This window comes from Streptomyces sp. SD31 (assembly GCF_052068475.1).
Lineage (GTDB): Bacteria > Actinomycetota > Actinomycetes > Streptomycetales > Streptomycetaceae > Streptomyces.
The window spans coordinates 213,706-238,808 of sequence record NZ_JBQHCX010000019.1 but is presented as its reverse complement, the minus strand read 5'-3'; the positions used below and the strand labels follow the sequence as shown (position 1 = coordinate 238,808).

General features: G+C 70.4%; 25 protein-coding genes. 9 read left to right on the top strand and 16 right to left on the bottom strand.

Features of this window, described 5'->3' with window-relative positions:
* The 9 genes from ACTMVF_RS34840 to ACTMVF_RS34800 form a co-directional block, all read right to left on the bottom strand.
* On the bottom strand, positions 1-806 hold an 806-nt coding region (locus ACTMVF_RS34840), incomplete at its 3' end, for a lyase family protein (RefSeq protein WP_441275039.1).
* 118 nt (positions 807-924) lie between these two features.
* Complete coding sequence (locus tag ACTMVF_RS34835) at positions 925-1,941, bottom strand: asparaginase (protein WP_441275052.1); 1,017 nt, start codon at positions 1,939-1,941, stop codon at positions 925-927.
* Positions 1,942-1,991: 50 nt separating this feature from the next.
* On the bottom strand, positions 1,992-3,431 hold the full coding sequence (locus ACTMVF_RS34830) for an amino acid permease (protein WP_441275038.1): 1,440 nt from the start codon (positions 3,429-3,431) through the stop codon (positions 1,992-1,994).
* Positions 3,428-4,105: a FadR/GntR family transcriptional regulator gene (locus ACTMVF_RS34825; protein ID WP_441275037.1), complete on the bottom strand. Its 678-nt coding sequence runs from the start codon at positions 4,103-4,105 to the stop codon at positions 3,428-3,430. The genes ACTMVF_RS34830 and ACTMVF_RS34825 overlap by 4 nt, the downstream gene beginning before the upstream one ends.
* A 156-nt stretch (positions 4,106-4,261) precedes the next feature.
* Positions 4,262-5,101, bottom strand: coding sequence for an undecaprenyl-diphosphate phosphatase (locus tag ACTMVF_RS34820; RefSeq protein WP_441275036.1), 840 nt, complete (start codon positions 5,099-5,101; stop codon positions 4,262-4,264).
* Positions 5,102-5,197: 96 nt separating this feature from the next.
* Positions 5,198-5,572: a fluoride efflux transporter CrcB gene (gene crcB, locus ACTMVF_RS34815; RefSeq protein ID WP_441275035.1), complete on the bottom strand. Its 375-nt coding sequence runs from the start codon at positions 5,570-5,572 to the stop codon at positions 5,198-5,200.
* On the bottom strand, positions 5,569-5,949 hold the full coding sequence (locus tag ACTMVF_RS34810) for a DUF190 domain-containing protein (protein WP_441275034.1): 381 nt from the start codon (positions 5,947-5,949) through the stop codon (positions 5,569-5,571). The genes crcB (ACTMVF_RS34815) and ACTMVF_RS34810 overlap by 4 nt, the downstream gene beginning before the upstream one ends.
* Positions 5,946-6,407 carry a fluoride efflux transporter CrcB gene (crcB, locus tag ACTMVF_RS34805; RefSeq protein ID WP_441275033.1) on the bottom strand — a complete coding sequence of 154 codons (462 nt, stop codon included), beginning with the start codon at positions 6,405-6,407 and terminating at the stop codon, positions 5,946-5,948. Before crcB (ACTMVF_RS34805) ends, ACTMVF_RS34810 begins: the two co-directional genes overlap by 4 nt.
* A 76-nt stretch (positions 6,408-6,483) precedes the next feature.
* Positions 6,484-7,446 (bottom strand): SMP-30/gluconolactonase/LRE family protein, encoded by a 963-nt coding sequence (locus ACTMVF_RS34800; protein WP_441275032.1) that lies wholly within the window; start codon positions 7,444-7,446, stop codon positions 6,484-6,486.
* A 400-nt stretch (positions 7,447-7,846) separates the two neighbouring features.
* Between ACTMVF_RS34800 and ACTMVF_RS34795 the strand changes: the two genes are divergently transcribed.
* Complete coding sequence (locus ACTMVF_RS34795; RefSeq protein WP_441275051.1) at positions 7,847-8,623, top strand: ribonuclease BN; 777 nt, start codon at positions 7,847-7,849, stop codon at positions 8,621-8,623.
* Between the two features lie 175 nt (positions 8,624-8,798).
* On the opposite strand, the gene ACTMVF_RS34790 is transcribed toward ACTMVF_RS34795, so the two are convergent.
* The gene (locus ACTMVF_RS34790) at positions 8,799-10,367 is read right to left on the bottom strand and encodes a glycoside hydrolase family 53 protein (protein ID WP_441275031.1); all 1,569 of its coding nucleotides are present in this window, start codon (positions 10,365-10,367) and stop codon (positions 8,799-8,801) included.
* A gap of 112 nt (positions 10,368-10,479) precedes the next feature.
* A complete protein-coding gene (locus ACTMVF_RS34785; RefSeq protein WP_441275030.1) occupies positions 10,480-12,501 on the bottom strand; it encodes a beta-galactosidase in 2,022 nt (673 codons plus the stop codon).
* Positions 12,502-12,684: 183 nt separating this feature from the next.
* Here ACTMVF_RS34785 and ACTMVF_RS34780 point away from each other — a divergent pair, with 183 nt between their 5' ends.
* The 6 genes from ACTMVF_RS34780 to ACTMVF_RS34755 all read left to right on the top strand — a co-directional run bounded on the left by ACTMVF_RS34780 (position 12,685) and on the right by ACTMVF_RS34755 (position 17,860).
* A complete protein-coding gene (locus tag ACTMVF_RS34780; RefSeq protein WP_441275029.1) occupies positions 12,685-14,016 on the top strand; it encodes an ABC transporter substrate-binding protein in 1,332 nt (443 codons plus the stop codon).
* Positions 14,013-14,936: a carbohydrate ABC transporter permease gene (locus tag ACTMVF_RS34775; RefSeq protein WP_441275028.1), complete on the top strand. Its 924-nt coding sequence runs from the start codon at positions 14,013-14,015 to the stop codon at positions 14,934-14,936. The genes ACTMVF_RS34780 and ACTMVF_RS34775 overlap by 4 nt, the downstream gene beginning before the upstream one ends.
* Positions 14,933-15,841 (top strand): carbohydrate ABC transporter permease, encoded by a 909-nt coding sequence (locus ACTMVF_RS34770; RefSeq protein ID WP_441275027.1) that lies wholly within the window; start codon positions 14,933-14,935, stop codon positions 15,839-15,841. The genes ACTMVF_RS34775 and ACTMVF_RS34770 overlap by 4 nt, the downstream gene beginning before the upstream one ends.
* Positions 15,838-16,869, top strand: a complete 1,032-nt coding sequence (locus ACTMVF_RS34765) for a LacI family DNA-binding transcriptional regulator (protein WP_441275026.1) — start codon at positions 15,838-15,840, stop codon at positions 16,867-16,869. The genes ACTMVF_RS34770 and ACTMVF_RS34765 overlap by 4 nt, the downstream gene beginning before the upstream one ends.
* Positions 16,870-17,031: 162 nt before the next feature.
* Positions 17,032-17,382 carry a VOC family protein gene (locus ACTMVF_RS34760; RefSeq protein WP_441275025.1) on the top strand — a complete coding sequence of 117 codons (351 nt, stop codon included), beginning with the start codon at positions 17,032-17,034 and terminating at the stop codon, positions 17,380-17,382.
* 88 nt (positions 17,383-17,470) lie between these two features.
* Positions 17,471-17,860 carry a MarR family winged helix-turn-helix transcriptional regulator gene (locus ACTMVF_RS34755; RefSeq protein WP_441275024.1) on the top strand — a complete coding sequence of 130 codons (390 nt, stop codon included), beginning with the start codon at positions 17,471-17,473 and terminating at the stop codon, positions 17,858-17,860.
* Positions 17,861-17,973: 113 nt separating this feature from the next.
* Here the strand turns inward: ACTMVF_RS34755 and ACTMVF_RS34750 are convergent, their stop codons facing one another.
* Together ACTMVF_RS34750 and ACTMVF_RS34745 are read right to left on the bottom strand one after the other, a co-directional pair.
* Positions 17,974-18,372, bottom strand: a complete 399-nt coding sequence (locus ACTMVF_RS34750) for an SseB family protein (RefSeq protein WP_403326643.1) — start codon at positions 18,370-18,372, stop codon at positions 17,974-17,976.
* Between the two features lie 128 nt (positions 18,373-18,500).
* Positions 18,501-19,742 (bottom strand): acyl-CoA dehydrogenase family protein, encoded by a 1,242-nt coding sequence (locus ACTMVF_RS34745; protein ID WP_441275023.1) that lies wholly within the window; start codon positions 19,740-19,742, stop codon positions 18,501-18,503.
* Positions 19,743-19,926: 184 nt separating this feature from the next.
* On the opposite strand from ACTMVF_RS34745, the gene ACTMVF_RS34740 reads away from it, so the two are divergent.
* Both ACTMVF_RS34740 and ACTMVF_RS34735 read left to right on the top strand, forming a co-directional pair.
* Complete coding sequence (locus ACTMVF_RS34740) at positions 19,927-21,252, top strand: phosphoribosyltransferase family protein (protein ID WP_441275022.1); 1,326 nt, start codon at positions 19,927-19,929, stop codon at positions 21,250-21,252.
* A gap of 127 nt (positions 21,253-21,379) precedes the next feature.
* Entirely contained in the window at positions 21,380-22,300 is a 921-nt protein-coding gene (locus tag ACTMVF_RS34735) for a peptidoglycan-binding domain-containing protein (protein ID WP_441275021.1), read from the top strand.
* On the opposite strand, the gene ACTMVF_RS34730 is transcribed toward ACTMVF_RS34735, so the two are convergent.
* From ACTMVF_RS34730 to ACTMVF_RS34720, 3 genes are read right to left on the bottom strand one after another with little or no spacing between them, the layout of a single operon-like run.
* On the bottom strand, positions 22,271-23,014 hold the full coding sequence (locus ACTMVF_RS34730; RefSeq protein WP_441275020.1) for a Type 1 glutamine amidotransferase-like domain-containing protein: 744 nt from the start codon (positions 23,012-23,014) through the stop codon (positions 22,271-22,273). The two genes, ACTMVF_RS34735 and ACTMVF_RS34730, sit on opposite strands and share 30 nt — an antisense overlap.
* Positions 23,011-23,559 carry a cysteine hydrolase family protein gene (locus tag ACTMVF_RS34725; RefSeq protein WP_441275019.1) on the bottom strand — a complete coding sequence of 183 codons (549 nt, stop codon included), beginning with the start codon at positions 23,557-23,559 and terminating at the stop codon, positions 23,011-23,013. Before ACTMVF_RS34725 ends, ACTMVF_RS34730 begins: the two co-directional genes overlap by 4 nt.
* Entirely contained in the window at positions 23,556-25,058 is a 1,503-nt protein-coding gene (locus ACTMVF_RS34720; RefSeq protein ID WP_441275018.1) for a purine-cytosine permease family protein, read from the bottom strand. Before ACTMVF_RS34720 ends, ACTMVF_RS34725 begins: the two co-directional genes overlap by 4 nt.
* Positions 25,059-25,103: the final 45 nt, after the last annotated feature.

The window sequence follows — 25,103 nt, the reverse complement described above, 5'->3', positions numbered from 1 at the left end:
GCCTCCACCAGGTTGGCGGCGGTGACCAGCGGCAACCCGGTGATCTCGGCCAGGTGGCGGCGGGCGGCCTCGGCGTACCCGGCGGGGGCGTTGAGGCCGGTGCCGATCGCCGTGGCACCCAGGTTGATCTCATGGATCAACTCGACCGCCTCGGCAAGACGGGACCGGTCCTCGTCAATCATGACCGCGTACGCCGAGAACTCCTGCCCGAGCGTCATCGGCACCGCGTCCTGCAACTGCGTACGGCCCATCTTGAGCACATCGCGGAACTCGACGGCCTTGCGGGCGAAGGCGTCCTGCAGGACGAACATCGCCCTGAGCAGGCCCCGCACCGCGAACACCGTCGCGATCTTGACCGCCGTCGGATACACGTCGTTCGTCGACTGGCCGAGATTGACGTCCTCGTTGGGGTGCAGGTACTGGTACTCGCCCTTGGCGTGGCCCAGCAACTCCAATGCCCGGTTGGCGACGACCTCGTTGGCGTTCATGTTGGTCGAGGTGCCGGCGCCGCCCTGGATCACGTCGACGACGAACTGCTCGTGCAGCTTCCCGGACCGGATCTCACGACAGGCGGCAACGATCGCGGCCGCCTTCTCCGGCGCCAGCAGCCCGAGCTCCTCATTGGCCAGGGCGGCGGCCTCCTTGACGGCGGCGAGGGCGTCGATGAGGTGCGGGTAGGCGGAGATCGGCGTCCCGGTGATCGGGAAGTTCTCCGTGGCGCGCAGGGTGTGGACACCCCAGTACGCGTCGGCGGGAACATCACGGTCGCCGAGCAGATCGTGCTCGCTACGGGTGGCGGCGTTCATGAGAGTGAGGGTTCTCTTTCTGAGATGGTGAGGGTGAGCGCCCCTTCAGGGGCGCGGGGAACTGCGCGACCAGCCACATATGGCCCGCAGTCGCCGAACGACATGTCCGGGCACATGCTCAGGCGCAGGCCGGAACCACAACGGGCTCAAGCGAACGAACGGGCCGCACACACCCGACCTCCCGACCGCCCCCAAGAAGCGCCTCACCCTGAAACTCGGTGAGCAGCCCCGGATCCACCCCGGCCCTGGCCAGAGCCGCGGCAGCCACCGGCACCCGCGCCCGATTCGCCCCATCGGCGATCTTCACGGCAACGGCCCGCCCGTCCGGCAGAGCAGCAACCTGCACGCCCTCGAACCCGTCCTTGGCGAGCAGCCCCGGCACGGCCCGCATCAACGCCGCCACATCCCGCCCCGCACCGGAGGCCATCTCGGCATGCTCCCGCATCGCGTCGGCGACCCGAGCCTCGGGCGTACCCGGCGCCGCAGTGGTGATACGAGCCGCCGCCCGGGCAAGACCGTGCAGCGAGACGGAGAACAGCGGCGCCCCGCACCCGTCGACGGTCACCCGCGCGATCCGCTGCCCGGTCAGATCCTCGACGATCTCCGCGATGGCCTGCTGGAGCGGGTGCGCAGGGTCGAGATAGTCGTCCAGGGACCAGCCGTTCAGGGCACAGGTGTACAACATGGCGGCGTGCTTGCCGGAGCAGTTCTGGGCGAGCCGGGAGGGCGCGCGGCCCTCCCGTACCCAGGTGTCCCGGACGACCGGGTCGAACGGCATGTCCGGGACGTTGCGCAGATGGCCCTCGCTGAGCCCGGCGATGTCGAGGATGCGCCGGGTTCCGGCGAGGTGGCGTTCCTCGCCGGAGTGGCTGGCCGCGGTGAGGGAGAGCAGGTCGCCGTCGAGCGGGAGCCCGGCCCGCACCATGGCGACGGCCTGGACGGGCTTGAGCGCCGAGCGCGGGTAGAAGGCGGCCTCGATGTCACCGAGCTGGAACTGGACCTCGCCGTCGGCGCCGAGGACGACGACGGAGCCGTAGTGGATGCCTTCGGTCATTCCGCCGCGTATGAGGTGGGCGACGGGGGCGTGGAGGGGTTCGCGGACAAGGGGTGCGTCCGCTATGGAACTGCTGTACATCACTGCCTGATGGTGGTGGGTCGATGAGGGGTCGTCGGCCGACACGGGTGTCACGCGTCGGCCTTGGGCGCACTGCGCGCGGCCCGGCTTCGGATGCCGTACCAGCCCGCGACCAGCGCGGCGACGATCAGCGGCAGGCACAGCACGGTGGTGCGGCCGGCGCCTCCGTCGGCGTACATGAGGACCAGGACGGAGGCGAGGAAGGCCAGCGTCACGAGTTCGGTCCAGGGGGAGCCCGCCAGTCGGTAGCTCGGGCGGGTGAGCTCGCCCTTCTGGGTCTTCTGCCAGAAGAGCAGGTGACAGAGCATGATCATGCCCCAGGTGGCGAGGATGCCGATCGCCGCGAAGTTCAGCACGATCTCGAACGCCTCGGCGGGGACGACGAAGTTGAGGCCGACGCCGAGGACGCAGAAGCCGCTGGTGAGCAGGATGCCGCCGTAGGGGACCTTGCTGCGGCTCATCACGGAGGTGAACTTCGGGGCGGAGCCGGACATCGCCATGGAGCGCAGGATGCGGCCGGTGGAGTACAGGCCGGAGTTGAGCGAGGACATGGCCGCGGTCAGCACGACCAGGTTCATGATGCCGCCGGCCGCCGGGATGCCGATGTTGGAGAGCACGGTGACGAAGGGGCTCTCGCCCGCCTTGTACGAGGACCAGGGCAGCAGCATCGAGAGCAGGACGACGGAGCCGACGTAGAACAGGCCCACGCGCCACATGATCGAGTTGATCGCCTTCGGCATGATCTTCTCGGGGTTCTCGGTCTCACCGGCGGCGACGCCGACCAGCTCGACGGAGGCGTAGGCGAAGACGACGCCCTGGACGATCAGCAGCATGGGCAGCAGGCCGTTGGGGAAGATGCCGCCGTGGTCGGTGATCAGGGACGGGCCGGGGGTGGTGCCGTCGACCGGGTGCTGTGTGACCAGCAGGAAGATGCCGATGCACATGAAGACGACGAGCGCGCCGACCTTGACGATCGCGAACCAGAACTCCAGTTCGCCGAAGATCTTCACCGAGATCAGATTCACGGTGAGGACGACGGCCAGGGCTATCAGCGCGAGCACCCACTGCGGGATGTCGGAGAACATGCCCCAGTAGTGGGTGTAGGTGGCGACCGCGGTGATGTCGGCGATGCCGGTGGTGGCCCAGTTGAGGAAGTACATCCAACCCGCGGTGTACGCGCCCTTCTCCCCCATGAACTCCCGGGCGTACGACACGAAGGCGCCGGAGGACGGGCGGTACAGGACGAGTTCGCCGAGGGCGCGCACGACGAGGAAGGCGAAGATTCCGCAGACCGCGTAGGCGATGAACAGGGACGGGCCGGCGTCGGCGAGTCGGCCGCCGGCGCCGAGGAACAGGCCGGTGCCGATGGCTCCGCCGATGGCGATCATGTTGACGTGCCGGGACTTGAGGGACTTGCTGTAGCCCTCGTCTCCGGCGTCGACGTGACCGGACGATGGGCGCGTCTCTTCTTTGAGGTGCTGCTCGCTCACGCCTCTGGTCCGCCTTCCGTGGTGCTGTCCGCGCGCGCGGGGCGCACGATGTCGGTGAGGGTCGTCTCGACGCGGTCCAGGTGGTGCGCCATGGCGTCGGTCGCGTCGAGTTCGGAACCGTCGATCAGCGCCTCGACGATCGCCCGGTGCTCGCGGTTGGACTGCTCGCGGCGGCCGCCCAGCTCGTTGAGGAAGGCCGACTGACGCGCCAGTGCGTCGCGGATCTCCTCGATGACCCGGCGGAAGACCGGGTTCTGGGCGGCCTCGGCCACGGCCAGGTGGAAGAGGGTGTCCATCGCGACCCACGCGGTGGTGTCCGTCTCCCGTTCCATACGGTCGAGCAGGTGGGCGAGGTGGTCGAGGTTCTCCGGGGTACGGCGCAGGGCCGCGTACCCGGCGACCGGGATCTCGACGTGCCGGCGCACTTCCAGCAGGTCGCTGGCCGCGTAGTCGCCGAAGGTGGGGTCCTCGACGGCGTTGGCGACGACGAAGGTGCCCTTGCCGGTCTTGGAGACGGTCAGGCCCATGGTCTGCAGGGCCCGCAGGGCCTCGCGCAGGACGGGGCGGCTGATCTCCAGGGTGCGGCAGAGCTCCGCCTCGGAAGGGAGCTTGTCGCCGATGGCGTACTCGCCGCGCTCGATGGCGCTACGGAGGTGCGCCAGTACCGCTTCCATGGCGCTGACGCGCCGCGGAGGCTGTCCGGCTGTCCGGCTGTCTGACAGGTTCACGGGAGAGATACTCCGGGTGAGCCGAGGGTGGTGTCAAGGGAGCCGAAAGAAAAGATTCACCGGGTGTGGAGCCTGAAAGTCGGCTTCACACCCGGATCCGTGTCAACTGTTGAGCACACCCGCGCCCAGCAGCCCGAACAGCAGCACTCCGACGACGATCCGGTAGATGACGAACGCGTTGAACGAGTGCTTGGCGACGAACTTGAGCAGCCAGGCGATGGAGGCGTACGCCACGACGAAGGAGACGGCGGTACCGACGGCCAGCGGCAGCGCACCCGTGCCGGTCGCGCCGAGGGCGTCCTTCAGCTCGTAGATGCCGGCGCCGGTCAGGGCCGGGATGCCGAGGAAGAAGGACAGGCGGGTGGCGGCGACCCGGTCCAGGTCGAGCATCAGCGCCGTGGACATGGTGGCGCCGGAGCGCGAGAAGCCGGGGAAGAGCAGGGCGAGGATCTGGGAGCTGCCGACGAGCATCGCGTCCTTGAAGGAGGTGTCGTCCTCCCCGCGCTTGTGCCGTCCGATCCGGTCGGCCGCCCACATCACGCCGCTGCCGACGATCAGCGACCCCGCGACGACCCACAGCGAGGCCAGCGGCCCCTTGATGAGCGGCTTGGCGGCCAGGCCCACGGCGATGATCGGGATCGTGGCGTAGATCACCCACCAGGCGAACTTGTAGTCGTGGTGGTACCGCTCCTCCTTGTCCCGCAGCCCACGCAGCCACGCGGAGACGATCCGTACGATGTCCTTGAAGAAGTACACGAGCACGGCGGCGATCGCGCCGACCTGGATGACGGCCGAGAACCCGACGACCGCGTCGTCGTCGACGGGGATGCCCATGAGCCCCTCGGCGATCTTCAGATGGCCGGTCGAGGAGACGGGCAGAAACTCGGTCACCCCCTCGACGGCTCCGAGGACGACGGCCTGACCGACACTGATGGCGCTCATGGGATCCAGTTCCGGAGGTTCGGCGGGACAGTGGCGCGCACTGTCCTACCAGGCGCGGGTATGGATCCGTGGCATACGACGCCCCTGGGCCGGTCGCTACGACCACACCGCCTCGGCGATGGAGATCCCCAGGAACGCCGCGCCGAGGCCGGCGGTCACGCTGCCCACGATGTTGGCGAAGGCGTAGAGCCCCGCCCCCGTCTCGGTCAGCCGCAGCGTCTCGTACGAGAAGGTCGAATACGTGGTCAGGGCCCCGCACAGCCCAGTGCCGAGCAGCAGGTGGAGGTGGGAACCTGCGACGCCCGCGGCCGCCGCGCCGGTGAGCAGGCCCAGGATCAGACAGCCGGTGACGTTGACCGCGAAGGTGCCCCAGGGGAACACCGAGTCGTGCCGGGACTGGACCGCGCGGTCGGTGAGGTAGCGCAGGGGGGCACCGACCATGGCACCGCCGATCACCAGGAGCCAGTTCACGACGACTTCTTACCCTTCGTGTCCGATGTGCGCAGAGTGTCGTCCCGGCCGGCGTACCGGATGACCTCGCACTCGTCGAGGGTCAAGAGCCCTTCGGTGACGAGTTCGTCGAGCTGCGGCAGGAAGGCCCGTATGCGCTCCTCGGTGTCGACGATCACGATCGCGACCGGGAGGTCCTCGCTCAGGGACAGCAGCCGCGAGGTGTGGATCATGCTGGACGCGCCGAAGCCCTCGATGCCGCGGAAGACGCTGGCGCCCGCGAGTCCGGCCGCGTGGGCGCGGTGCACGATCTCCGAATAGAGGGGCTTGTGGTGCCAGGTGTCGTTCTCGCCGATGAAGACGGTCACGCGCAGGGCGCGCCCGGTCAGCCTCGTCATGGCTGCCTCCACTTCAGGACACGGCGGGTCGTCACCACCGCGAGCCACACCGCCGTCAATGCTGCGACGAGGGTCGCGGCGAGATAGGCCAGCCCGATACGCGGATGGCCGCTGTCCACCAGCTTCTGGATGTCGACGGCGTACGTCGAGAAGGTGGTGAAGCCGCCGAGCACGCCGGTCCCGAAGAAGGGGCGGACGAGGCGGTGGGCGGCCCACACGTCGGTGATGACCACCATGAAGACGCCGATCACCGCGCAGCCGACGACGTTGGTCCAGAAGGTCGCCCAGGGGAAGCCGCCGGGCTGGGCGGGCCACCACAGGGACCATGCGTAGCGTGCCGTGGCGCCGACGGCTCCGCCGAGCGCGACCACCGCGACGATCGGCGCCTGGGTCCGCCAGGCGTGCCGCCGTGGCGTGGGCGTGGGGGCACGGAGGGCCTCGGTCTCCGGGGCTGTCATGGTCGTACGTCTCCTGCCTGGCCCTCGTCACCGCACCTCGCGTGGTGATCGCGGCCGGTCACAGGGTACGCCCGGTTCATTTCGGGACGGGGGCCTCGCAGACCGCGATGCCCCGCTCCCACATGCTGCCCAGGACCAGGCGGCCGCCGGTTTCGCACACGCTGGTGACCATGCGGAACCGGGAGTTGCGGCGGGCCAGGTGGTGGACGACCCGGCCGGTGTCGTCGACCGCGAGCACGCCGGTCGTGGCCGTGGGGCGGAAGGGGGCGTGCACGGCGACGCGGGCGGCGGTACGGCGTACGGCCGGGGCGGCGCGGTGGAGCAGGTCCAGTGGAGGTACGCGCGGCCCGGCCAGCGCCACCCAGATCGGGCCGTCCGGTGTGCCCCGCCAGAGGTTGTCGGGCATGCCCGGCAGATTCTCGGCGAAGGGTTCGCTGCGGCCGGCGCGGGGTCCGGTGAGCCAGTAGCGGATGAGTCGGCGGGCCCCGGTCTCGGCGACGACCAGGAAGGAGTCGTCGGCGCTCGAAGCGAGCCCGTTGGCGAACCGCAGCCCCTCCAGCAGCACCTCGGGGGTCTTGCTGCCGGGGGCGAGTCGCAGCAGGCGGCCCGTTCCGGTGTGCTCGACCAAGTCGCCGATCCACTGGTGAAGGGGGTAGCGGCGGCTGGAGACGGTGAAGCAGACGCTTCCGTCGGAGAGGGCGACCACGTTGCTGCAGAACCGCAGCCGCTCCCCCGCCGCCGAGTCCGCCAGGACGCGCACGACGCCGTCGTCGAGGTCGACACGCAGCAGCCCGAGCTCGGCATCGCACACCAGCAGGTCTCCGCCCGGGAGGAGTTCGAGGCCGAGCGGGCGGCCGCCGGTCTCGGCGAGCACCTCGACGCGGGCCGCCGAGGGCTCCGTGAGGCCGTCGACGCGCAGGATGCGGCCGTCCTCGAGGCCGGTCAGCACCCGGCCCCGGTCATCGGCGACCACGTCCTCCGGGCCGCGGCCGCCGATCGCCACGTACCGGCACGGGACGAGCTCGGTGGGACGCTCCATGGAAGCCTTCCCCTCGGTGTCGGACGGTCCATCCTGGCAGGCACGCGCCCTGGCAGCCGGTTCTCCGCCCGGGACGGCGGCGAGGTGCGGGCGTCACGACGACGGGCGCCCGGGTACCCGGGCCACGCCGTGTCATCCACCCCGGTCTGCGTCCTGTATGCCACGGTTTACGAGGTACATCCCCTGGCCACTCGGTCAGGCGCGCACAACAGGCGAGAGAGGGTGGTCGCATGTCACGTCCGCCCCGGTGGCGCGTGGAACGCCGCCCCGGTAGAGGGGCCCGTGACCTGCGGCGGTCGCGTTGAACTTCCGGCACTCCTGGTTGCACACGACATGGCACCGGCTGGAGCTCACGGAGCTCTACCGGCGTGGCAAGGAGCTGGAGCTGTTGCACCGCGCCATGGGTTTCGCCGCGCTCGCCCTGGTCACGCTGGCTCCGCTGCTGATCGTGGTGGCGGCCGTGGATCCCCTGGCGCACGGTGGGTTCGCCCTGTGGCTGGTGGACGGCATGGACCTGTCCGGCCGGTCGGCCCGCGCCCTCTCGCAGGTCTTCACTCCGCCTCGCAAGGTGGTCAGCGCGACCAGCGCGCTGAGCGTGGCGCTGCTCGCCGTGTTCGGTGTGTCCTTCGCCGCCAGCGTCCAGAACGGCTACGAGCGGATCTGGCGGCTGCCCGCGGGGCCCTGGCACCGGGTGTGGCGGCAGACCGTCTGGCTGATCATGCTCATGGCATACGTGTACGCGCAGGTGCAGACCCGCACCGTGCTGGAGGGCACGCCCCGCATCCTTCTGAGCATGGCGGTCGGCGTGCTGTTCTTCTGGTGGGGACCGCACTTCCTGCTCAGCGGAGAGGTGCGCTGGCGTGACCTGCTGCCCGGTGCGATCGCCACCATGGCGGGGCTGGTGGGGTTGCGCTTGTTCTCGTACCTGGTGTTCACTCCGCTGCTCGTCACCAACGCGATCAGCTACGGCCCGGTCGGGACCGTCCTGGTGGTGGAGTCCTGGCTGGTCGGTGTGGGGTTCGTGGTCTACGGCGGTGCGCTGGTGGGCCGGTTGCTGTGCGAGCGGTTCGAGGACTTCGACCAGCCGGCCCGCACGGCCCCGAAGCGGCGGCGCCGCCGGCGAGGGTCGACAGCCGACCGTTCCGCGGACCATACGCAACCTGGTGTGCCCGAGTAGGCGTACGGCCCGGTCGGGCGGGACGGGAACCGGGCCCGTCCGGCGCCTGCGGCGCACGGCACGGGCGGCGCTACCAGCCCTTCGTCCAGCCGACGCGAAGGGCCCGGCCGCATGGGTGCGGCCGGGCCCCTTCGCCACGGAGTCGCGGAATCACGGAGTCACGGAGTCACGGAACTCAGCGGTGGCTGAACCACGCCATCGACGACAGCGCCTTGTCGTCGTAGCCGAACAGGGCCTGGTTCTCCCAGCCGTTGCCGGACGCGGCGTCGGTCGGGTCCCAGCCGTTGCCGGAGACGGCGGTCCAGGTCGCCTCCCAGTAGAAGACGCCGAGGCCACGGCCGTTCGGGACGGCCTCCACGATGCTGGCCACGTCGTTCATCCAGCGGCGCTGCCCGGCCGTGTTCGCCGGGTAGCCGGCGACCAGTTCGCCGGTGGTGTTGATGATCTCCTCGTGCGCGTCCTCACTGTCCAGCCGGAACGGGTAGGCCGTCTCGGCGACGAAGACGGGCTTGCCGTAGCGGGAGGCCGCGTCGTCCAGGGTCGTCTGGAAGTCGTACAGCGAGCCGTGCCAGTAGCCGTAGTACGACAGGCCGATGGCGTCGAACTTCACGCCGTTCGCGACGGCGCTGTCGAACCACCAGCGGGTGCCGGACAGGTCACCGCCCTTGGCGAGGTGCAGGGCGACCGTGGTGGACGAGTTGACCGCCTTGACCGCGTCGTAGCCCGAGTTGAGCAGACCGGCGAGCTGCGACCAGTTGCTCGTGGAGCCCTCGTTCCACAGCATGCCGCCGTTGATCTCATTGCCCACCTGGACCATGTCGGCGGTGGTGCCTTGAGCCTTCAACGCGTTCAACACGTCGTACGTGTGGTTGTACACGTCGGTCTTGAGTTGACTGTACGAGTGCCCTGCCCAGGCGGCCGGCTTGCTCTGAGCGCCCGGGTCGGCCCAGATGTCCGAGTAGTGGAAGTCGACGAGCAGCTTCATGCCGGACGCCTTGATCCGCTTGGCCATGGCCAGGACGCGCGTCTTGTTGTTGTAGCCGTCGGCCGGGTTGACCCAGACCTTCAGGCGCGCGTAGTTCATGCCGGCGTTCTTCAGGATGGTGATCGCGTCGCCTGTGGTGCCGGAACTGGTCTTGTAAACGCCGCCCTTGGCCTCGCTCTTGGCGAGCGAGGAGATGTCGGCACCATGGATCGACGTGCCGCCCGTGCCGGACGCGAAGGTCAGGTCGTCAACATTGATCCAGTTGCCCGCGTTCGCATCACTGTTGATGCTGATGGTGCACTGGTTGTTGGTCACATTGACGGGCACGACGATACGGATCCACCCGCTCGCCGAGACCGGCAGGTCGGTGCGCTGCTCCGTGCCGCCGCAGTTCTTCAGCGCTATGTACGCCGAGTTCTGGCCGCCGCCGGAGCGGACCCACGCGGTGAGCTTGTAGTTCCCGTTGGTCAGCCCGGACAGGTACTGGTACGTCTCCACCTTGTACGCCGATGACGACCAGTGGGTCAGGCGGTAACTCGCGCCGTGGCCGCCGGCCTCGGTGAAGGAGGCGGAGTTCTGGCCGGCCGCCGAGTACGTGGACCAGCCGGCCGGGGTGGCCGTGCCGGTGCCGTCGGACTCGAAGCCGCCGTTGGTGAGCGTGCTCGCCGCCGAGGCGGTCTGCGCGGGCAGGGCGGTGAGGGCGAGGCCGGCTGCGAGCGGCAGCAGCAGGCCCCGGAGGGTGCGTCTGGGATGGAACATCTTCGTCCGTCGTCCCTTCGACGTAAGTGGGGTCGGGGGTGTCCCTCACCTGGGTGGTGAGGTGCCCCTCCGCCCGCGGCTCGTGGCACGCGCGGGCGGAGGGGAGTTCGGCTCAGCCGTCGAGTCGTACGACCCGGACGGCTCCCGCGGGGACCGCGAGGCGTCCCGTGGCGCGTTCACCGGTCAGCAGCTCGGTACCGGGTGCCTCCAGCGGCACCTTGGCGTCCGACGTGGTGTGGTTGACGGCGAACAGGTAGCTGCCCGACTCGCCGGCACGGCGCACGACCTCGACATCGCGAGGCAGGTCGACACGCGGGGCGACCTGCGCGTCCTCGATCGCCCAGCCGAGCAGCGCGTCCAGGCCCTCGGCGCCCAGGCGCGTGGAGACATACCAGGCGGTGCCCTCGCCGAGGCGGTTCCGGGTGACGGCCGGGTGGCCGGCGGTCAGGCCGTCGGCGTACGTCCAGACGGTCTCGGCGCCGCGCGGGACGACGAACTCGGTCCACACGTCGCCGCTGAGCTCGGAGCCGTCCGGGCCGGTGATGCGCACCAACTGGTCCTGGAGCAGCGGCGAGAACTCCTCGATCGTCAGGCCGAGGACGTCCCGCAGCGGACCGGGATAGGCGCCCTCGTGCACGGCGTCGTGCTCGTCGACGATGCCGGAGAAGTACGACACGACGAGGGTGCCGCCGTTCTCGACGTAGCGGCGCAGATTGCGGCCGGCCGCCTCCGTCATCAGGTACAGCGCGGGTACGACGACAAGGGGATAGGCCGACAAGTCGGCTTCCGGGTGGGCGAAGTCGACCGTGAGGTGGCGGTCGTAGAGGACCTCGTAGAAGGCGTCGGCACGCTCGCGCGGGTCGTGGTCCTCGCTGGGGCGCCAGTCGAGGTTCTGCGCCCACCAGGAGTGCCAGTCCCACAGCATCGCCACGTCGGCCTGGGTGCGGGTGCCGCGCACGGTGTTCAGCGAGTCGAGGGCGGCGCCGAGTTCGACGACCTCGCGCCACACACGTGTGTCCGTGCCGCCGTGCGGGAGCATCGCCGAGTGGAACTTCTCGGCGCCCCGCCGGGACTGCCGCCACTGGAAGAACATGGCGCCTTCGGAGCCACGTGCCACGTGTGCGAGGGAGTTGCGGGCCATCTGGCCGGGGGCCTTGGCGGGGTTGCGGGGCTGCCAGTTGACGCCCGAGGTGGAGTGCTCCAGGAGGATCCAGGGCGCTCCCCCGGCCACCGACCGGGTGAGGTCGGCGGCCATCGCGAGGTTGACGTGGGTGCGGCGGCCGTCGGTGATCAGGTAGTGGTCGTTGGTGACGATGTCGACCTCACGGCCCCAGGCCCAGTAGTCGACGGAGTCGCACTGACTGAGGGCCGTCATGAAGTTGGTCGTGACCGGGAGGCCCGGCGCGAGGCGGTGCAGGATGTCCCGCTCCCTACGGAAGTTTTCGCGCATGGTGGCGTCGGCGAACCGCTTGTAGTCCAGCGCCTGGGCCGGGTTGACGGCCGTGGGCGTCGCGCGCGGCGGGTTGATCTGCTCGAAATCGGCGTAGCGCTGGCCCCAGAAGGCGGTGCCCCAAGCCTCGTTGACCCCGTCGACCGTCTCGTACGTCGCCGCCAGCCAGCGGCGGAAGTGTGCGGCGCAGGAGTCGCAGTAGCAGGCGGAGACGGGGACGCCGTATTCGTTGTGTACATGCCACATCGCGAGCGCCGGGTGGTCGCCGTAGCGCTCGGCGAGCCGGGTGGTGATGCTCGCTGCCGCCGCGCGATAGTCCGCGTTGCTGTGACAGATGGCCGCGCGGGAACCGAACTCGTAGCGCACGCCCTCCGCCGTCACGGGCAGGGCCTCGGGGTGGGCGCGGTAGAACCACACCGGCGGGCAGACGGTGGGCGTGCCCAGGTCGACGCGGATGCCGTTGTCGTGCAGCAGGTCGAGCAGGCGGTCCAGCCAGCCGAAGTCGTGCACCCCCGGGGCGGGCTCCAGCAGGGCCCAGGAGAAGATCCCGACACTCACCATCGTGACGCCGGCCTCCCGCATCAGCCGGACGTCCTCGTGCCAGACGCTTTCCGGCCACTGCTCGGGGTTGTAGTCCCCACCGAAGGCGAGCCTGGTGAGGCCCCTGGGGGTGGTCTCCGGCATGGATCTCTCCCGTTTTATTGATCATTTGGGAACGTGCACACACTGGATCAGCGATGCGAGCCCAACATAACCGCACAGCATCAACCATTGACAAGTGTCCGGGATGTTTCTCTACTGTGAACGCTCACAGAAGCATGGCAGGCCCCCGCAGCAGGCGGGGGCCCCAGGTCAGGGGAGAGATCCATGCCCATCACGAAGCGCAGGCGGCTCTTTTTCAGAGGTGCAGCCACCACCGTCGCCGTCGCCCTCGGTGCCACCGCACTCGCCGCTTGCGGCTCGTCCGACTCCGACAGCGAGGCCGAGTCGGGCCCCGTCTCGCTGACGTACTGGACCTGGACGCCCGGCATGGACAAGGTCGTCGACCTGTGGAACAAGGGCCCGGGCAAGAAGGACCGGATCACGGTCACGGTGAAGAAGCAGGCGTCCGGCGACACGCTGGTCACCAAGATCCTCACCGCGCACAAGGCGGGCAAGGCCCCGGACCTGGTCCAGGCCGAGTACCAGGCACTGCCGACGCTGGTCAGCAATGACGCGGTCGCGGACATCGCGAGCGAGGTCGGCGACGCGAAGGACAAGTTCGCCGAAGGCGTGTGGCAGCAGACCACGCTGGGCACGGACGCGGCCTACGCGGTGCCGCAGGACATCGGGCCGATGATGTTCTACTACCGCCAGGACCTCTTCAAGAAGTACGGCCTGACGGTCCCGACCACCTGGGAGCAGTTCGCCGAGACCGCCCGCGCGCTGAAGAAGAAGTCCCCCGACACGGACCTCACCACCTTCTCCGCCAACGACTCCGGCCTCTTCGCGGGCCTGGCCCAGCAGGCCGGCGCCAAGTGGTGGACGACCTCCGGCGACAAGTGGAACGTCGGTATCGACGACGCCGCCTCCCAGAAGGTCGCCAAGTTCTGGGGCGACCTCGTCAAGGAGGGCGCCATCGACAACCAGCCCATGTACACGCCGGCCTGGAACAAGGCGCTCAACACCGGCAAGCAGATCGCCTGGGTCAGCGCCGTGTGGGCGCCGGGCACCCTGACCACGGCCGCGCCCGACACCAAGGGCAAGTGGGCCATGGCCCCGCTCCCCCAGTGGTCGCAGTCGGATGACGTCACCGGCAGCTGGGGCGGCTCCTCCACCGCCGTCACCACCGACTCCCAGCACAAGGCGGCCGCCGCGAAGTTCGCCGCCTGGCTGAACACCGACGGCGACGCCCTCAACGCGCTGGCCAAGGAGAGCGGCATCTACCCGGCCTCCACCTCGGCCCAGCTCAGCGGCGCCTTCACCACGCCGCCGGACTACTTCTCCAACCAGCCCGACTTCTACACGAAGGCCGCCGAGATCGCCGAGACGACGGCGCCGTCGGCCTGGGGCCCGAACGTGAACGTCGCCTACACGACCTTCAAGGACGCCTTCGGCAAGGCCGCCAAGAACAAGTCGGACTTCGCCGCCGCCCTGAAGACCATGCAGGACGACACGGTCGCCGACCTCAAGAAGCAGGGCTTCGAGGTCTCCGAGTGACCAGCACAAACCGGAAGGCGTACGGGGTGAAGGGGGCCCCGTACGCCTTCCTCCTCCCCGCGACGATCCTCTTCCTGCTCTTCTTCGCGCTGCCCATCGGCTATGCGATCTGGCTCAGCTTCCGCAAGGTGAAGGTCTCCGGGCTCGGCCTCGGTGCCGGCGCCCGCAAGGAGGTCTGGGCCGGCCTGGAGAACTACACCGACGCCCTCACCGACAGCGAGCTGGCCGACGGCGCGCTGCGCGTGTTCGGCTACGGCTGCATCGTGGTGCCGGTGATGCTGGGCCTCGCCCTGCTGTTCGCGCTGATGCTCGACTCCGACAAGGTGCGGCTCGCACCCTTCACCCGGCTCGCGATCTTCCTGCCGTACGCCATCCCCGGCGTCGTGGCCGCGCTGCTGTGGGGCTTTCTGTACCTGCCGGACGTCAGCCCCTTCTACTACGTGCTCGAGAAGCTGGGGATGCCGCAGCCCGACCTGCTGGACGGCGGCCCGCTGTACCTCGCCCTCTCCAACATCGCGGTCTGGGGCGGCACCGGCTTCAACATGATCGTCATCTACACCTCGCTGCAGGCCATCCCGGCCGAGGTGTACGAGGCGGCCAAGCTGGACGGCGCCACCCCGCTGCAGATCGCGCTGAAGATCAAGATCCCGATGGTGGCGTCCTCGCTGGTGCTGACCTTCTTCTTCTCGATCATCGCCACGCTCCAGGTGTTCACCGAGCCGACCACCCTCAAGCCGCTCACCAACTCCGTGTCCACGACCTGGAGTCCGCTGATGAAGGTGTACCAGGACGCCTTCGGCAAGGGCGACATCCACGCGGCGGCCGCGCAGGCCACGATCATTGCCCTGGCCACGCTGCTGCTGTCCTTCAGCTTCCTGCGGGCCGCGAACCGTCGTCAGAAGCAGGAGGCAGCACGATGAGTTCTCTTGCCGTCAGCAAGACGGGACCGGCCGCCGGCACCACACCCGGCGCGGTCCAGGACCGTCCGCCACTGCGCCGCCGTATCGCGCTCGTCCCCACGATCACGCTGCTGCTCGGCGCGATCTACTGCTTGCTGCCCGTGGCCTGGGTGGTGATCGCGGCGACGAAGTCCGGCAGTGAGCTGTTCTCCACGTTCACCTTCCTGCCGGGCACGGGCTTCGCCGACAACTTCTCGGATCTGAGCGCCTACCGGGACGGCGTGTACTGGCAGTGGATGGGCAATTCCGCTCTGTACGCCGTTCTCGGCGCCCTGCTGTCGACGTGTGTGTCGGCGTTCAGCGGCTACGCGCTGGCGATCTACCGCTTCCGCGGCCGCGAGGCGATGTTCAACGTGCTGCTGGCAGGCGTGCTGATGCCGCCGGTCATCCTCGCCATCCCGCAGTACCTGCTGCTGGCGAAGGTCGACCTGACGGACTCCTACCTGTCGGTGCTGCTCCCGCAGATCCTCTCGCCGTACGGCGTCTACCTCGCGAGGATCTACGCAGCCGCGGCCGTCCCGGCCGACGTGGTCGAGGCCGGGCGCATGGACGGGGCGAGCGAGTGGCGGATCTTCACGCGGGTCGCGCTGCCGATGATGGTGCCCGGCATGGTGACGGTCTTCCTGTTCCAGTTCGTGGCGATCTGGAACAACTTCCTGCTGCCGTACATCATGCTCAGCGACGACGAGCGGTTCCCGATCACGGTCGGTCTGCAGACGCTCCTCGAACAGGGCGCCAACACGCCCGCGCTGTACACGCTGGTGATCACCGGCGCGTTCCTCGCGGTGATCCCGCTGATCGCGCTCTTCCTGGTCGTGCAGCGGTTCTGGAGCCTGGATCTGCTCTCCGGAGCCGTAAAGTCATGACCATGAGCAACACGGGGGGCCGACGCAAGCCGCCGACGATCCACGACGTGGCGCGTGAGGCCGGAGTCTCACGGGGCACGGTTTCGCGGGTGCTCAACGGCGGGCACTACGTCAGCCCGACCGCCCAGGAGGCGGTCAACGCGGCCATCCGCAAGACGGGTTACGTCGTCAACCGGCATGCGCGCTCGCTGATCACTGGGCGTTCGGACTCGATCGGCTTTCTGCTGACCGAGCCGCAGGAGAGGTTCTTCGAGGACCCCAACTTCAACGTCCTGCTCAGCGGCTGCACGCAGGCGCTCGCGGCGCACGACATCCCGCTGCTGCTGATGCTGGCGGGCACGCCGGACGAACGGCGGCGCATCACGCGGTACATCACAGCGGGTCATGTCGACGGGGTGCTGCTGGTGTCCAGCCACTCCGGGGACCCGGTGGCCGACGAACTGCGCGCGGCGGGGGTGCCCCTCGTCCAGTGCGGCAAGCCCATGGGGCTCGGCTCCAAGGTGAGTTACGTGGCGGCGGACGACCGGGACGGCGCCCGTGACATGGTGCGCCACCTGCTGTCGCTGGGCCGCCGCCGGATCGGCGTGGTGAGCGGTCCGCTGGACACCCCGGGCGGTGTCGACCGCCTCGCCGGCTACAAGGAGGTGCTCACCGAGGCGGGCGTCGAGGTCGACGAGCGGCTCATCGTCTCCGGCGACTACAGCCGGGCCAGTGGCGAGGCGGGCACCGAGCGGCTGCTCGCGCAGGCCCCGGACATGGACGCCTTGTTCGTGGCCTCCGACCTGATGGCGCAGGGCGCCCTGACGGCGCTGAACCGGGCGGGCCGCCGGGTGCCCGAGGACGTGTCCGTGGGCGGCTTCGACGACTCCGTCGCGGCGACAGAGGCCACCCCCACCCTCACCACGGTGCGCCAGCCCTACGACCGCATCAGCGCCGAGATGGTGCGGTTGCTGCTCGCGCAGATCGGCGGTGAGGACCCGGCGGCGGTGATCCTGCCGACGGAGCTGGTGAAACGGGAGTCGACGTAACGACATGAGCGGGCCGCGAGGGCGCGCCACACGGCGATCCGGCCGTGGGCGCCCCTCGCCGTGCGACCGGTCAGGAATCGAGAAGCCGCCCACCACTCCCCCGCCCTAGCGTGAAACCACCGCCGAAAACCGTCGGCGCACACGTCACGTCAGGAGGACGCCATGACCGCCGGAGTCAACACGATCATCTACCCCGTCAAGGACCTCGCCGGGACGAAGGCCCTGTTCAAGGCCCTGCTGGGCACGGAACCCTATGCGGACGAGCCCTACTACGTCGGTTTCAAGGACGCCGGACAGGACGTCGGCCTCGACCCCAACGGGCACGCGAAGGGCATGACCGGCCCGGTCCCCTACTGGCACGTCGACGACATCCGGACGACCCTCGCGGCCCTGCTGGAAGCGGGCGCCGAGACGCTCCAGGACGTCCACGACGTCGGCGGCGGCAGGCTGATCGCCTCCGTGAAGGACGCGGACGGCAATCTCGTCGGGCTGCTCCAGGACCCGACCGGCTGAGAGCCCGCCCTCGGCCGAGACCGCCCCCCCTTGCGCGTGCACTAATTGCACAGTCAACGAATGGCTGGTTCGGTGCTACCGTGCCGGTATGGCAGCGAAGACGGCCGACGCAGGGCTCGAGGAACGGTGGCGGGACATCCTGTCGGTGCATGCGCGCACCATGTGCGAGATCGACCGCGCGCTGCACCCGCACGGCCTGGGCGCGAGCGACTTCGAGGTGCTCGACATGCTCGCGTCGGCGACGCCCGAGGAGGGCGACCAGTGCCGGGTGCAGAACCTCGTCGGGCGGGTCCATCTCAGCCAGAGCGCGCTGTCCCGGCTCATCGGCCGACTGGAGAAGGACGGCCTCGTCGAACGTTCCGTCTGCGCGGAGGACCGGCGCGGCGTGTTCGTCGCGCTGACCAGCAAGGGCCGCGACCTGCACGCCCAGGTCCTGCCGGTGCAGCGTGACGTACTGGCCCGGATGCTGGGCGACTGACGCCGGGCGGCGGGATCTTCCCTGCGCCATGACGAACGGGATCTTCCCTGCGCCATGACGAAGGGGATGAGCGGCTTCTGTGCCGCTCATCCCCTTGGCGTCGTCGTCCGGCGCTACGGCCGCGCCAGCAGGGTCCGTACGCCCTCCGACGTCAGCGTCAGAGGGTGTGGGGAGCCGGCGTCTATCGTCAGGGCCAGGTCGTCGGCCGGCCACTGCGAGGCGAGTGCGCCCAGCGGTACCAGGCGGTAGCGGGAGACGAAGGGCAGCAGCTCGGCCATCGCGGGCTCGGAGGTGAACACGGGGACGACCGGTTCGCCGCCCGCCCTCTCGATGACCGGCAGCGCCACGGCGCTGGGGTCGGTGGCGTCCTGCTCGGCGTCGTCCGGGACGGGGACGAGGACGTCGCTGCTCGCGAGCGTGTCCATCGCCGCCCTGTCCTCGGTGTTGTCGGCCAGCGCGTCCAGCGCCCGCCGGGCCGGTGTGGCGGTGTTGTCGTTCGCGGGTGTTTCCATGGCAGATCCCCTGGTAGCGGCGGTCGGGCGGTCCTGCTCGCGTACCCGATCCGGACCGGAGCATTCCTATGGCTGACCAGGGAATCGGCCGGGGGGTCAGGACACCTGTCGCCCAGGGAGATCTCCTCTCAGGGGATCAACGGAATGTGGTCGGACGTGAGCCCCAGGCGATCGCAGCCGACCCGGCGGGCGAGCGGCTCGGCCATGCTGGGGCCGACGTGGGTCCAGTACGTGGCCGCGTCCCGGAAGTAGCGCTGCATCCGCTCTCCGTCGCGCGCGTACCGGGAACCGGCCGTGCGGAAGAGGGTGCCCTGCAGGACGTCCCAGGTCATGCGGCCGGCGTTCAGGAACATGAGCGCGAGGCGGTTGTCCTCGGCAGTGGTGAAGGGGGCGTCGCCGGTGGCGTTGCGTTGGCAGGTCTCCATCCATGCCTCGGCGGTGCGCTGCAGTGCCGCCTCGGCCGTGTGGATCACGCCGAGCGCTTCTCCGAGGTGCCGCTGATAGTCGTGGAGCTCGGCCCGGGTGCGCTCGGGTTCGAGGACGAGGGGGCGGTCGGCGACGGCACAGGCGTACTCGTCGGCGGCGGCGTACGCGGTGCCGATCATGATGGCGGCCAGTTCGCCGTGGAAGAAGCTGGGCGCCCGCCCGGCGTACATGGGGTTGCCGTGCAGCTCGGAGCCGACGCTGCCGCCCTCGACGGGCAGGTCGAGCAGGCTCGCCTCGCAGGTGAGGTACGCGGGGATGCGGGCCTGTTCCATGTGGATACTGTTGGAGCCGCTGCCGCGCAGGCCCAGGACACCGTGCCAGTCGTCGAGCACCGTCCACACCGAACGCGGGGCGACGAACAGCACCGGCGGTCCGGGCGGGGCGCCGGGGCGGTCGGGGGCGCGCAGGGTCTGGCCGACGTAGTGGGTGGAGTAGGGGGCGCCCGAGGAGTACGGCCAGGTGCCGTCGAGGACGACATGGCCGTCGCCGTCGGGCTCGGCGACACCGATGGGCGCGACGGTGGACGCGGCCCGGAAGTCGCCGTCGGCGCCGAAGATCTCGTCCTGGGCCCTCTCCTCGAAGACTGAGGCGACCTGGAGGACATGGGCGGCGGTGAGGGACAGGGCCCAGCCGGTGGAGGGGCAGCCGCGGGCGATCTCGGTGACCACGCGGTAGAAGGTCGGGAGTCCGAACTCGTAGCCGCCGTACCGGCGCGGCTGGAGGATCCGGTAGAAGCCGGCCCGCAGGAAGTCGTCGTGGGTGTCCTTGGGGTAGTGCGTCAGCCGTTCGGTCTCCGGCTGGCGTTCGAGCAGCACGGGCCGCAGGTTCACGGCGCGTTCGACGAGGTCGCGTTCGGTCAGACCGGGCTCGGGAGCGGCGATCACGATGCCTCCTGACGTGTGGGGCCGTCCGTTCGTGCCGTGATGCGTGACGCGATACGAGTGATTGAACACGGCAACCGCCGTGCCGGTACCGACCGGATATCGCCAAGTGCCGGGACCCGGGCGAACAGTCGTAGCCTGAAGAGGTAGGGACAGGCTCCCGCCCTCGTGGGCGCGGGAGGCGGCGATGCGATACGACGACCGCAGGGCGGCCGGCCGGCTGCTGGCCGAGGGGCTTCAGGAGCTGCGCGGCCAGGATGTGGTGGTGCTGGGGCTGCCGCGGGGCGGGGTGCCCGTGGCGGCCGAGGTGGCCCGGCGGCTGGGCGCCCCGCTGGATGTGCTGGTGGTGCGCAAGCTGGGCGTGCCCGGGCAGCCGGAGTGGGGTTTCGGGGCGATCGGTGAGCACGGGGTCCGTGTCCTCAACCGGGATGTGATCGGCGAGGCCGGGCTGGATGCCGCCGCGCAGGAGGCCGTCGAGGCGGCCGAGCGGGCCGAGCTGGAGCGGCGTGTGCGGAGTTACCGCCAGGGGCGGGATGCGCTGCCGGTCGACGGCCGTACGGCCGTCGTGGTGGACGACGGGCTCGCCACCGGGGCCACGGCCGAGGCGGCCTGTCGGGTCGTACGAGGTCAGGGCGCGGCCCGGGTCGTGCTCGCGGTGCCGGTCGGTCCCGACCACAGCGTCGCCCGGCTGCGGGAGGTGGCCGACGACGTCGTCTGCCCGCAGACGCACCGGGTGCTCGGCTCGGTGGGTGCCTGGTACCGGGACTTCGACCAGGTCTCGGACACCGAGGTCACGTCTCTGCTCGCCGAGGCCGCCCGGTCCGTGCCCCGCTCCGCCGCCGCGGCCGCCCCCTGGAATCGTGAGGTGCTGATCCCGGCCGCCGGAGCGCAGCTGGGTGCCCGTCTGGTCGTGCCGGAGGGGGCGCCGGCCGCCGTGGCGTTCGCGCACGGCAGTGGCAGTGGGCGGCACAGCCCGCGCAACCGGTACGTCGCCACCGCCCTCAACCGGGCGGGCCTGGCCACCCTGCTGCTCGACCTGCTCACCGACGACGAGGCGCACGACCGGCACAACGTCTTCGACATCCTCCTGCTCGCCCGGCGCCTGCACGCCGCGTCCGTGTGGCTGCGCCGTGAATCCGGCCTGCCCGTCGCCTACTTCGGGGCCAGCACCGGAGCCGCCGCCGCGCTGGAGGCGGCGGCGCTGTCCGGCTCCGAGATCCGCTCGGTCGTCTCCCGCGGCGGCCGCCCCGACCTGGCGACTCCGGCGGCGTTGGCCCGGCTTCGGGCACCGACCCTGCTCATCGTCGGCAGCCGCGACACCCAGGTGCTCAGCCTCAACCGCCTTGCCGCCGACCGGATGCACTGCGAGCACCGGATCGCCGTGGTCCCGGGCGCCACGCACCTCTTCGAGGAACCCGGCACCCTCACCACCGTCGCCGAACTGGCCCGCGACTGGTTCACGGCCCATCTCGACCGGCCGACCGCGGACACGCCACCGCGCCGGTCGGCGTGAGCGCCGGGCTCCCGCGGCTTGTTCCGGACGGTCCGGAGACCTCGGTTCCACCCAACTCCGGGGCCATGGAGATTATGTGCGGAACATATGCCTAAACTCTGGATCCTGCACGGAGAGGGACCCTTGCGTGAGTGAACCGAACGGCCCCGTCTGCCCGTTGTGCGGTGCGCCCCGGGCATCGGACGGAACTCCGGCCTGCTCCTGCGCCCGGCGTGCCTCCGAGGCCCGTCGCAACGCGCGCACGGCGGAGGCGGCGGCCGCGGAGGACTTCGATCCGGTACGGATACGACCGTTCGTCGAGCTCGGCGACGACACCGGGGCAGCAGGGCCCGTCGGGGCCGAACTCCCGCAGGAGCCAAGGGACTTGGCGGACAGGGACGGCATCCCCACGTCCCCCGCCGGGACAGCGGCGGCGCCCGGCGGAGCGCCACTCCCCGATCCGGCCGGCGCCCAGGAAGGCCCCCGGAGCAGGCGTCGCACGCTCCTCATCACCGGGGCGGGCGCCACCCTGGCCGTCCTGCTGACAGGCGCCTTCCTGGGCGGACTGTTCCTGTACGACAGTCCTTCGCGGGACAGATCCGTGTCCGACGACGTACGGGCGCCCGTCCCGGACGGCTCCGCCGAGCACGGCACCTCCCCCGAGGGGCCGTCCGCCGGCACGGCCTCCGCATCGCCGTCCCGGCGCCCTAGCTCATCGCCGAGCGCGACCCCGAGCAACGCCTCCGCCCCGGCGACCGGCTCCTCCCCCGTCCCGACCGCGGCCCCCTCCAGCGCGGGCGCCACCACCGGCGCCGCCCCCGAACCGAGTGACGCGAAAGGGCAGCCCCCGGTCCTCCGGCTCGGCGACCAGGGAGCGGAGGTCACCGAACTCCAGCTCCGCCTGCGCCGGACCGGCCACTACGGCGGAGACATCGACGGCGACTACGACCGCGAGGTCGAGAGCGCCGTGCGCGCCTACCAGCTCACCCGCGTCATCTTCGGCGACGAGTCCGGCGTCTACGGCACGGCGACCCGGAAGTCACTCGAATCCGAGACCTCTGAGCCGTGATTGCCGAGCCGTGAGGACCCGGCACGCAAGCGCTCGCTCGTCGGCTTCACCGCCCCCGCCCGTCACCCGGTACACGGACGTGCCCGGAGCCCGGGAGACTGCCTCCGTGAGCCGACCGTCCGTGAAGAGGGCGCCGGTGCCGTCATCAAGGGCCCATCCTGCGGGCAGGGCGCCCGTCGCCACGGCCGACCGGTAGAAGGGGCGGCGCCCGGGTTCGCTGTCGTAGTGCGGGCACACCGAACCCGGCAGCAGGCCCAGGCCGTCCGGCAGGACCGTGAGCGGGCCGAAGGAGTCGGTGAGCGAGCTCTCGGCCCAGCAGTTGGCGCCCGCACTGATACCGCAGAGCAGGGTTCCCTGGTCGTAGGCCTCGCGCAGCAGGCGGTCCACGCCGTGCGCGCGCCACACGGCGAGGAGGTTCGCGGTGTTGCCGCCGCCCACATGGACGACGTCCTGAGCGAGCAAGAACCCACGCAGCGCGTCGTCGTCGAGCTCCCTCTCGAACAGCCGCAGGACGGAGGGCTCGCAGTCCGGCCGGTCGCGGAAAGCGGCGAGGAACCTGTCGATGTACGCGGGCGCGTCACCGCTGGCCGTGGGCAGGAAGCAGACCTTGGGGCGAGGCGTCCGCGCATGTCCCAGCACCCAGTCGTCCAACAGGCCGTCCTCGTCGGTGGAGAAACCTCCGCCGAGGAGGGCCAGGCGACGCCGGTGGCTCATGGCGTCCCCTCCAGCAGCTCGGCGACCGTGGTCACCCGGATCAACGGCCGGTACAGGTCCAGCACCTGCAACGCCTTGGCGTGCGAGTCGTCGTCCGCGCCCGCGCAGGCGTCGGCGACGACCAGCACCTCGACGCCCGCGTCGGCGGCCGCCAGCGCCGTCGACAGGACGCAGCAGTCGGTACTGACACCGGCCAGGACCAGGCGGCCCGCCGGGGCGGCGCGGCGGGCCAGCTCCGGGGTCCATTTGCCGAAGGTGGTGGCGTCCAGCACGTGCTGTGCCTGCTCCACGAACTCGTCCGTCAGCTGCCACAGTCGGGCGTCCGGAGGTTGCAGGGCGAAGGGGTGCTGCTCGTAGTACGCCCGCCAGGCCCCTTCCGGTTCGCCGGGTGCCACGAAACGGGTGAACGTGACCCGGTCCCCGAAGGCCGGCAGCAGGCGCCGTACGCCTGCCGCCGCTTCTGCGAAGCGCGGGGAGGCCCAGGGGCTGTCGGCGTCGGCGAAGACGCGCTGCATGTCGATGACGGCGAGCCATCCGGTGGTCATACGGTCGCCTCCTCGTCCGACGCCGGGCTCGGTGTCCGCGCCTCCTGGTCGCGGACGTGTCCGCGTCGCAGCACCAGCGTGCCGAGGAAGCCGAGCGCGAGGGCCGCCAGGACGCCGAGGTTGGCGTACGCCCAGGCGCCGGACCTGCCGCCGAGGCCCAGCGGGCCGAGCAGATAGCCCTGCCAGTCCAGCCAGTTCGCCGTCGAGTTGGTGACCAGGCCCCAGCCGAGGCCGGTCGCCGTGAGCGTCAGGAGCAGGGGGGTCAGCGGTACGGCGCCGTAGCGGCCGGTCGGGCGGTAGAGGTCGGGCTCGTCGTAGTCGCGGCGGCGCAGGGTCAGGTCGGCGAGCATGATGCCGCACCAGGCGGCGATGGGGACGCCGAGGGTGGTGAGGAAGCCCATGAACGGACCGAGGAAGTCGTCGGCGACGAACACGATGTAGATCGAGCCCACGATCATCAGGACGCCGTCGACCAGCGCGGCCAGATAGCGGGGCACGCGCAGGCCCGCCGAGAGCAGGGCCAGGCCGGACGAGTAGATGTCGAGGACCGCGCCGCCGACGAGGCCGAGGACGGCGACGACGGCGAACGGGACCAGGAACCAGGTCGGCAGGATGGTCGTCAGCGCGCCGATGGGGTCCGCGGCGACGGCGGCGCTGAGTCCGCCGGAGGAGCCGGCCAGCAGGAGGCCGAAGACCAGCAGGACGAGGGGGGCCAGCGAAGCGCCGAAAGTGGTCCAGCCGATCACGCCCCGGCTCGACGCGGTGCGCGGCAGATAACGGGAGTAGTCGGCAGCCGCGTTGACCCAGCCGAGGCCGAAGCCGGTCATCATGAAGACGAGCGCGCCGATGAACTCCTGGGCGGAGCCCGCCGGCCGGGCGCTGACGGTGGACCAGTGGATGTGGTCGGCGACGAGGGCGACGTAGACGACGGTGAGCACGCCCGTGACCACGGTGATCACGGTCTGCAGCCGCATGATCAGGTCGAAGCCCATGACGCCGACGACGACGGTCAACGCCCCGACCAGGACGAGGGCGATCACCTTGGTCCCGGTGCCGCCGCCCCAGCCGAGCCGGCCGAACACGGTCGCGGTGGCCATGGTGGCCAGCGCACACAGCACGGTCTCCCAGCCGACGGTGAGGACCCAGGAGATCACCGACGGCAGCCGGTTGCCGCGCACACCGTACGCGGCGCGGCCGAGCACCATCGTCGGCGCGGAGCCGCGCTTTCCGGCGACGGCGACGAACCCGCACAGCAGGAACGAGAAGACGATGCCGACGACTCCGGCGAACAGCGCCTGCCAGAAGGAGATCCCGAAGCCGAGCGCGAAGGCACCGTAACTCAGGCTGAGGATGGACACGTTGGCGCCGAACCAGGGCCAGAACAGGGTCCGCGGCGTGCCCTTGCGTTCGGCGTCCGCGATCACGTCGAGGCCGTGGGTCTCCACCTGGAGCTTTCGGCCCGGAGTGCGGTCGTCACGTTGGTCCGGCGATGTGATCATCCCGGAATCGTCGCACCGCTCCCCCCGCCGGGGAAGACGGACGCC

Excerpts from the sequence above, each read along its gene's own strand:
- ACTMVF_RS34835 (WP_441275052.1), bottom strand. The coding sequence starts at position 1,941 with ATGTACAGCAGTTCCATAGCGGACGCACCCCTTGTCCGCGAACCCCTC.
- ACTMVF_RS34825 (WP_441275037.1), bottom strand. The coding sequence starts at position 4,105 with ATGGAAGCGGTACTGGCGCACCTCCGTAGCGCCATCGAGCGCGGCGAG.
- ACTMVF_RS34820 (WP_441275036.1), bottom strand. The coding sequence starts at position 5,101 with ATGAGCGCCATCAGTGTCGGTCAGGCCGTCGTCCTCGGAGCCGTCGAG.
- ACTMVF_RS34810 (WP_441275034.1), bottom strand. The coding sequence starts at position 5,949 with ATGACGAGGCTGACCGGGCGCGCCCTGCGCGTGACCGTCTTCATCGGC.
- crcB (WP_441275033.1), bottom strand. The coding sequence starts at position 6,407 with ATGACAGCCCCGGAGACCGAGGCCCTCCGTGCCCCCACGCCCACGCCA.
- ACTMVF_RS34800 (WP_441275032.1), bottom strand. The coding sequence starts at position 7,446 with ATGGAGCGTCCCACCGAGCTCGTCCCGTGCCGGTACGTGGCGATCGGC.
- ACTMVF_RS34795 (WP_441275051.1), top strand. The coding sequence starts at position 7,847 with ATGGGTTTCGCCGCGCTCGCCCTGGTCACGCTGGCTCCGCTGCTGATC.
- ACTMVF_RS34790 (WP_441275031.1), bottom strand. The coding sequence starts at position 10,367 with ATGTTCCATCCCAGACGCACCCTCCGGGGCCTGCTGCTGCCGCTCGCA.
- ACTMVF_RS34785 (WP_441275030.1), bottom strand. The coding sequence starts at position 12,501 with ATGCCGGAGACCACCCCCAGGGGCCTCACCAGGCTCGCCTTCGGTGGG.
- ACTMVF_RS34780 (WP_441275029.1), top strand. The coding sequence starts at position 12,685 with ATGCCCATCACGAAGCGCAGGCGGCTCTTTTTCAGAGGTGCAGCCACC.
- ACTMVF_RS34770 (WP_441275027.1), top strand. The coding sequence starts at position 14,933 with ATGAGTTCTCTTGCCGTCAGCAAGACGGGACCGGCCGCCGGCACCACA.
- ACTMVF_RS34765 (WP_441275026.1), top strand. The coding sequence starts at position 15,838 with ATGACCATGAGCAACACGGGGGGCCGACGCAAGCCGCCGACGATCCAC.
- ACTMVF_RS34760 (WP_441275025.1), top strand. The coding sequence starts at position 17,032 with ATGACCGCCGGAGTCAACACGATCATCTACCCCGTCAAGGACCTCGCC.
- ACTMVF_RS34755 (WP_441275024.1), top strand. The coding sequence starts at position 17,471 with ATGGCAGCGAAGACGGCCGACGCAGGGCTCGAGGAACGGTGGCGGGAC.
- ACTMVF_RS34750 (WP_403326643.1), bottom strand. The coding sequence starts at position 18,372 with ATGGAAACACCCGCGAACGACAACACCGCCACACCGGCCCGGCGGGCG.
- ACTMVF_RS34740 (WP_441275022.1), top strand. The coding sequence starts at position 19,927 with ATGCGATACGACGACCGCAGGGCGGCCGGCCGGCTGCTGGCCGAGGGG.
- ACTMVF_RS34730 (WP_441275020.1), bottom strand. The coding sequence starts at position 23,014 with ATGAGCCACCGGCGTCGCCTGGCCCTCCTCGGCGGAGGTTTCTCCACC.
- ACTMVF_RS34725 (WP_441275019.1), bottom strand. The coding sequence starts at position 23,559 with ATGACCACCGGATGGCTCGCCGTCATCGACATGCAGCGCGTCTTCGCC.
- ACTMVF_RS34720 (WP_441275018.1), bottom strand. The coding sequence starts at position 25,058 with ATGATCACATCGCCGGACCAACGTGACGACCGCACTCCGGGCCGAAAG.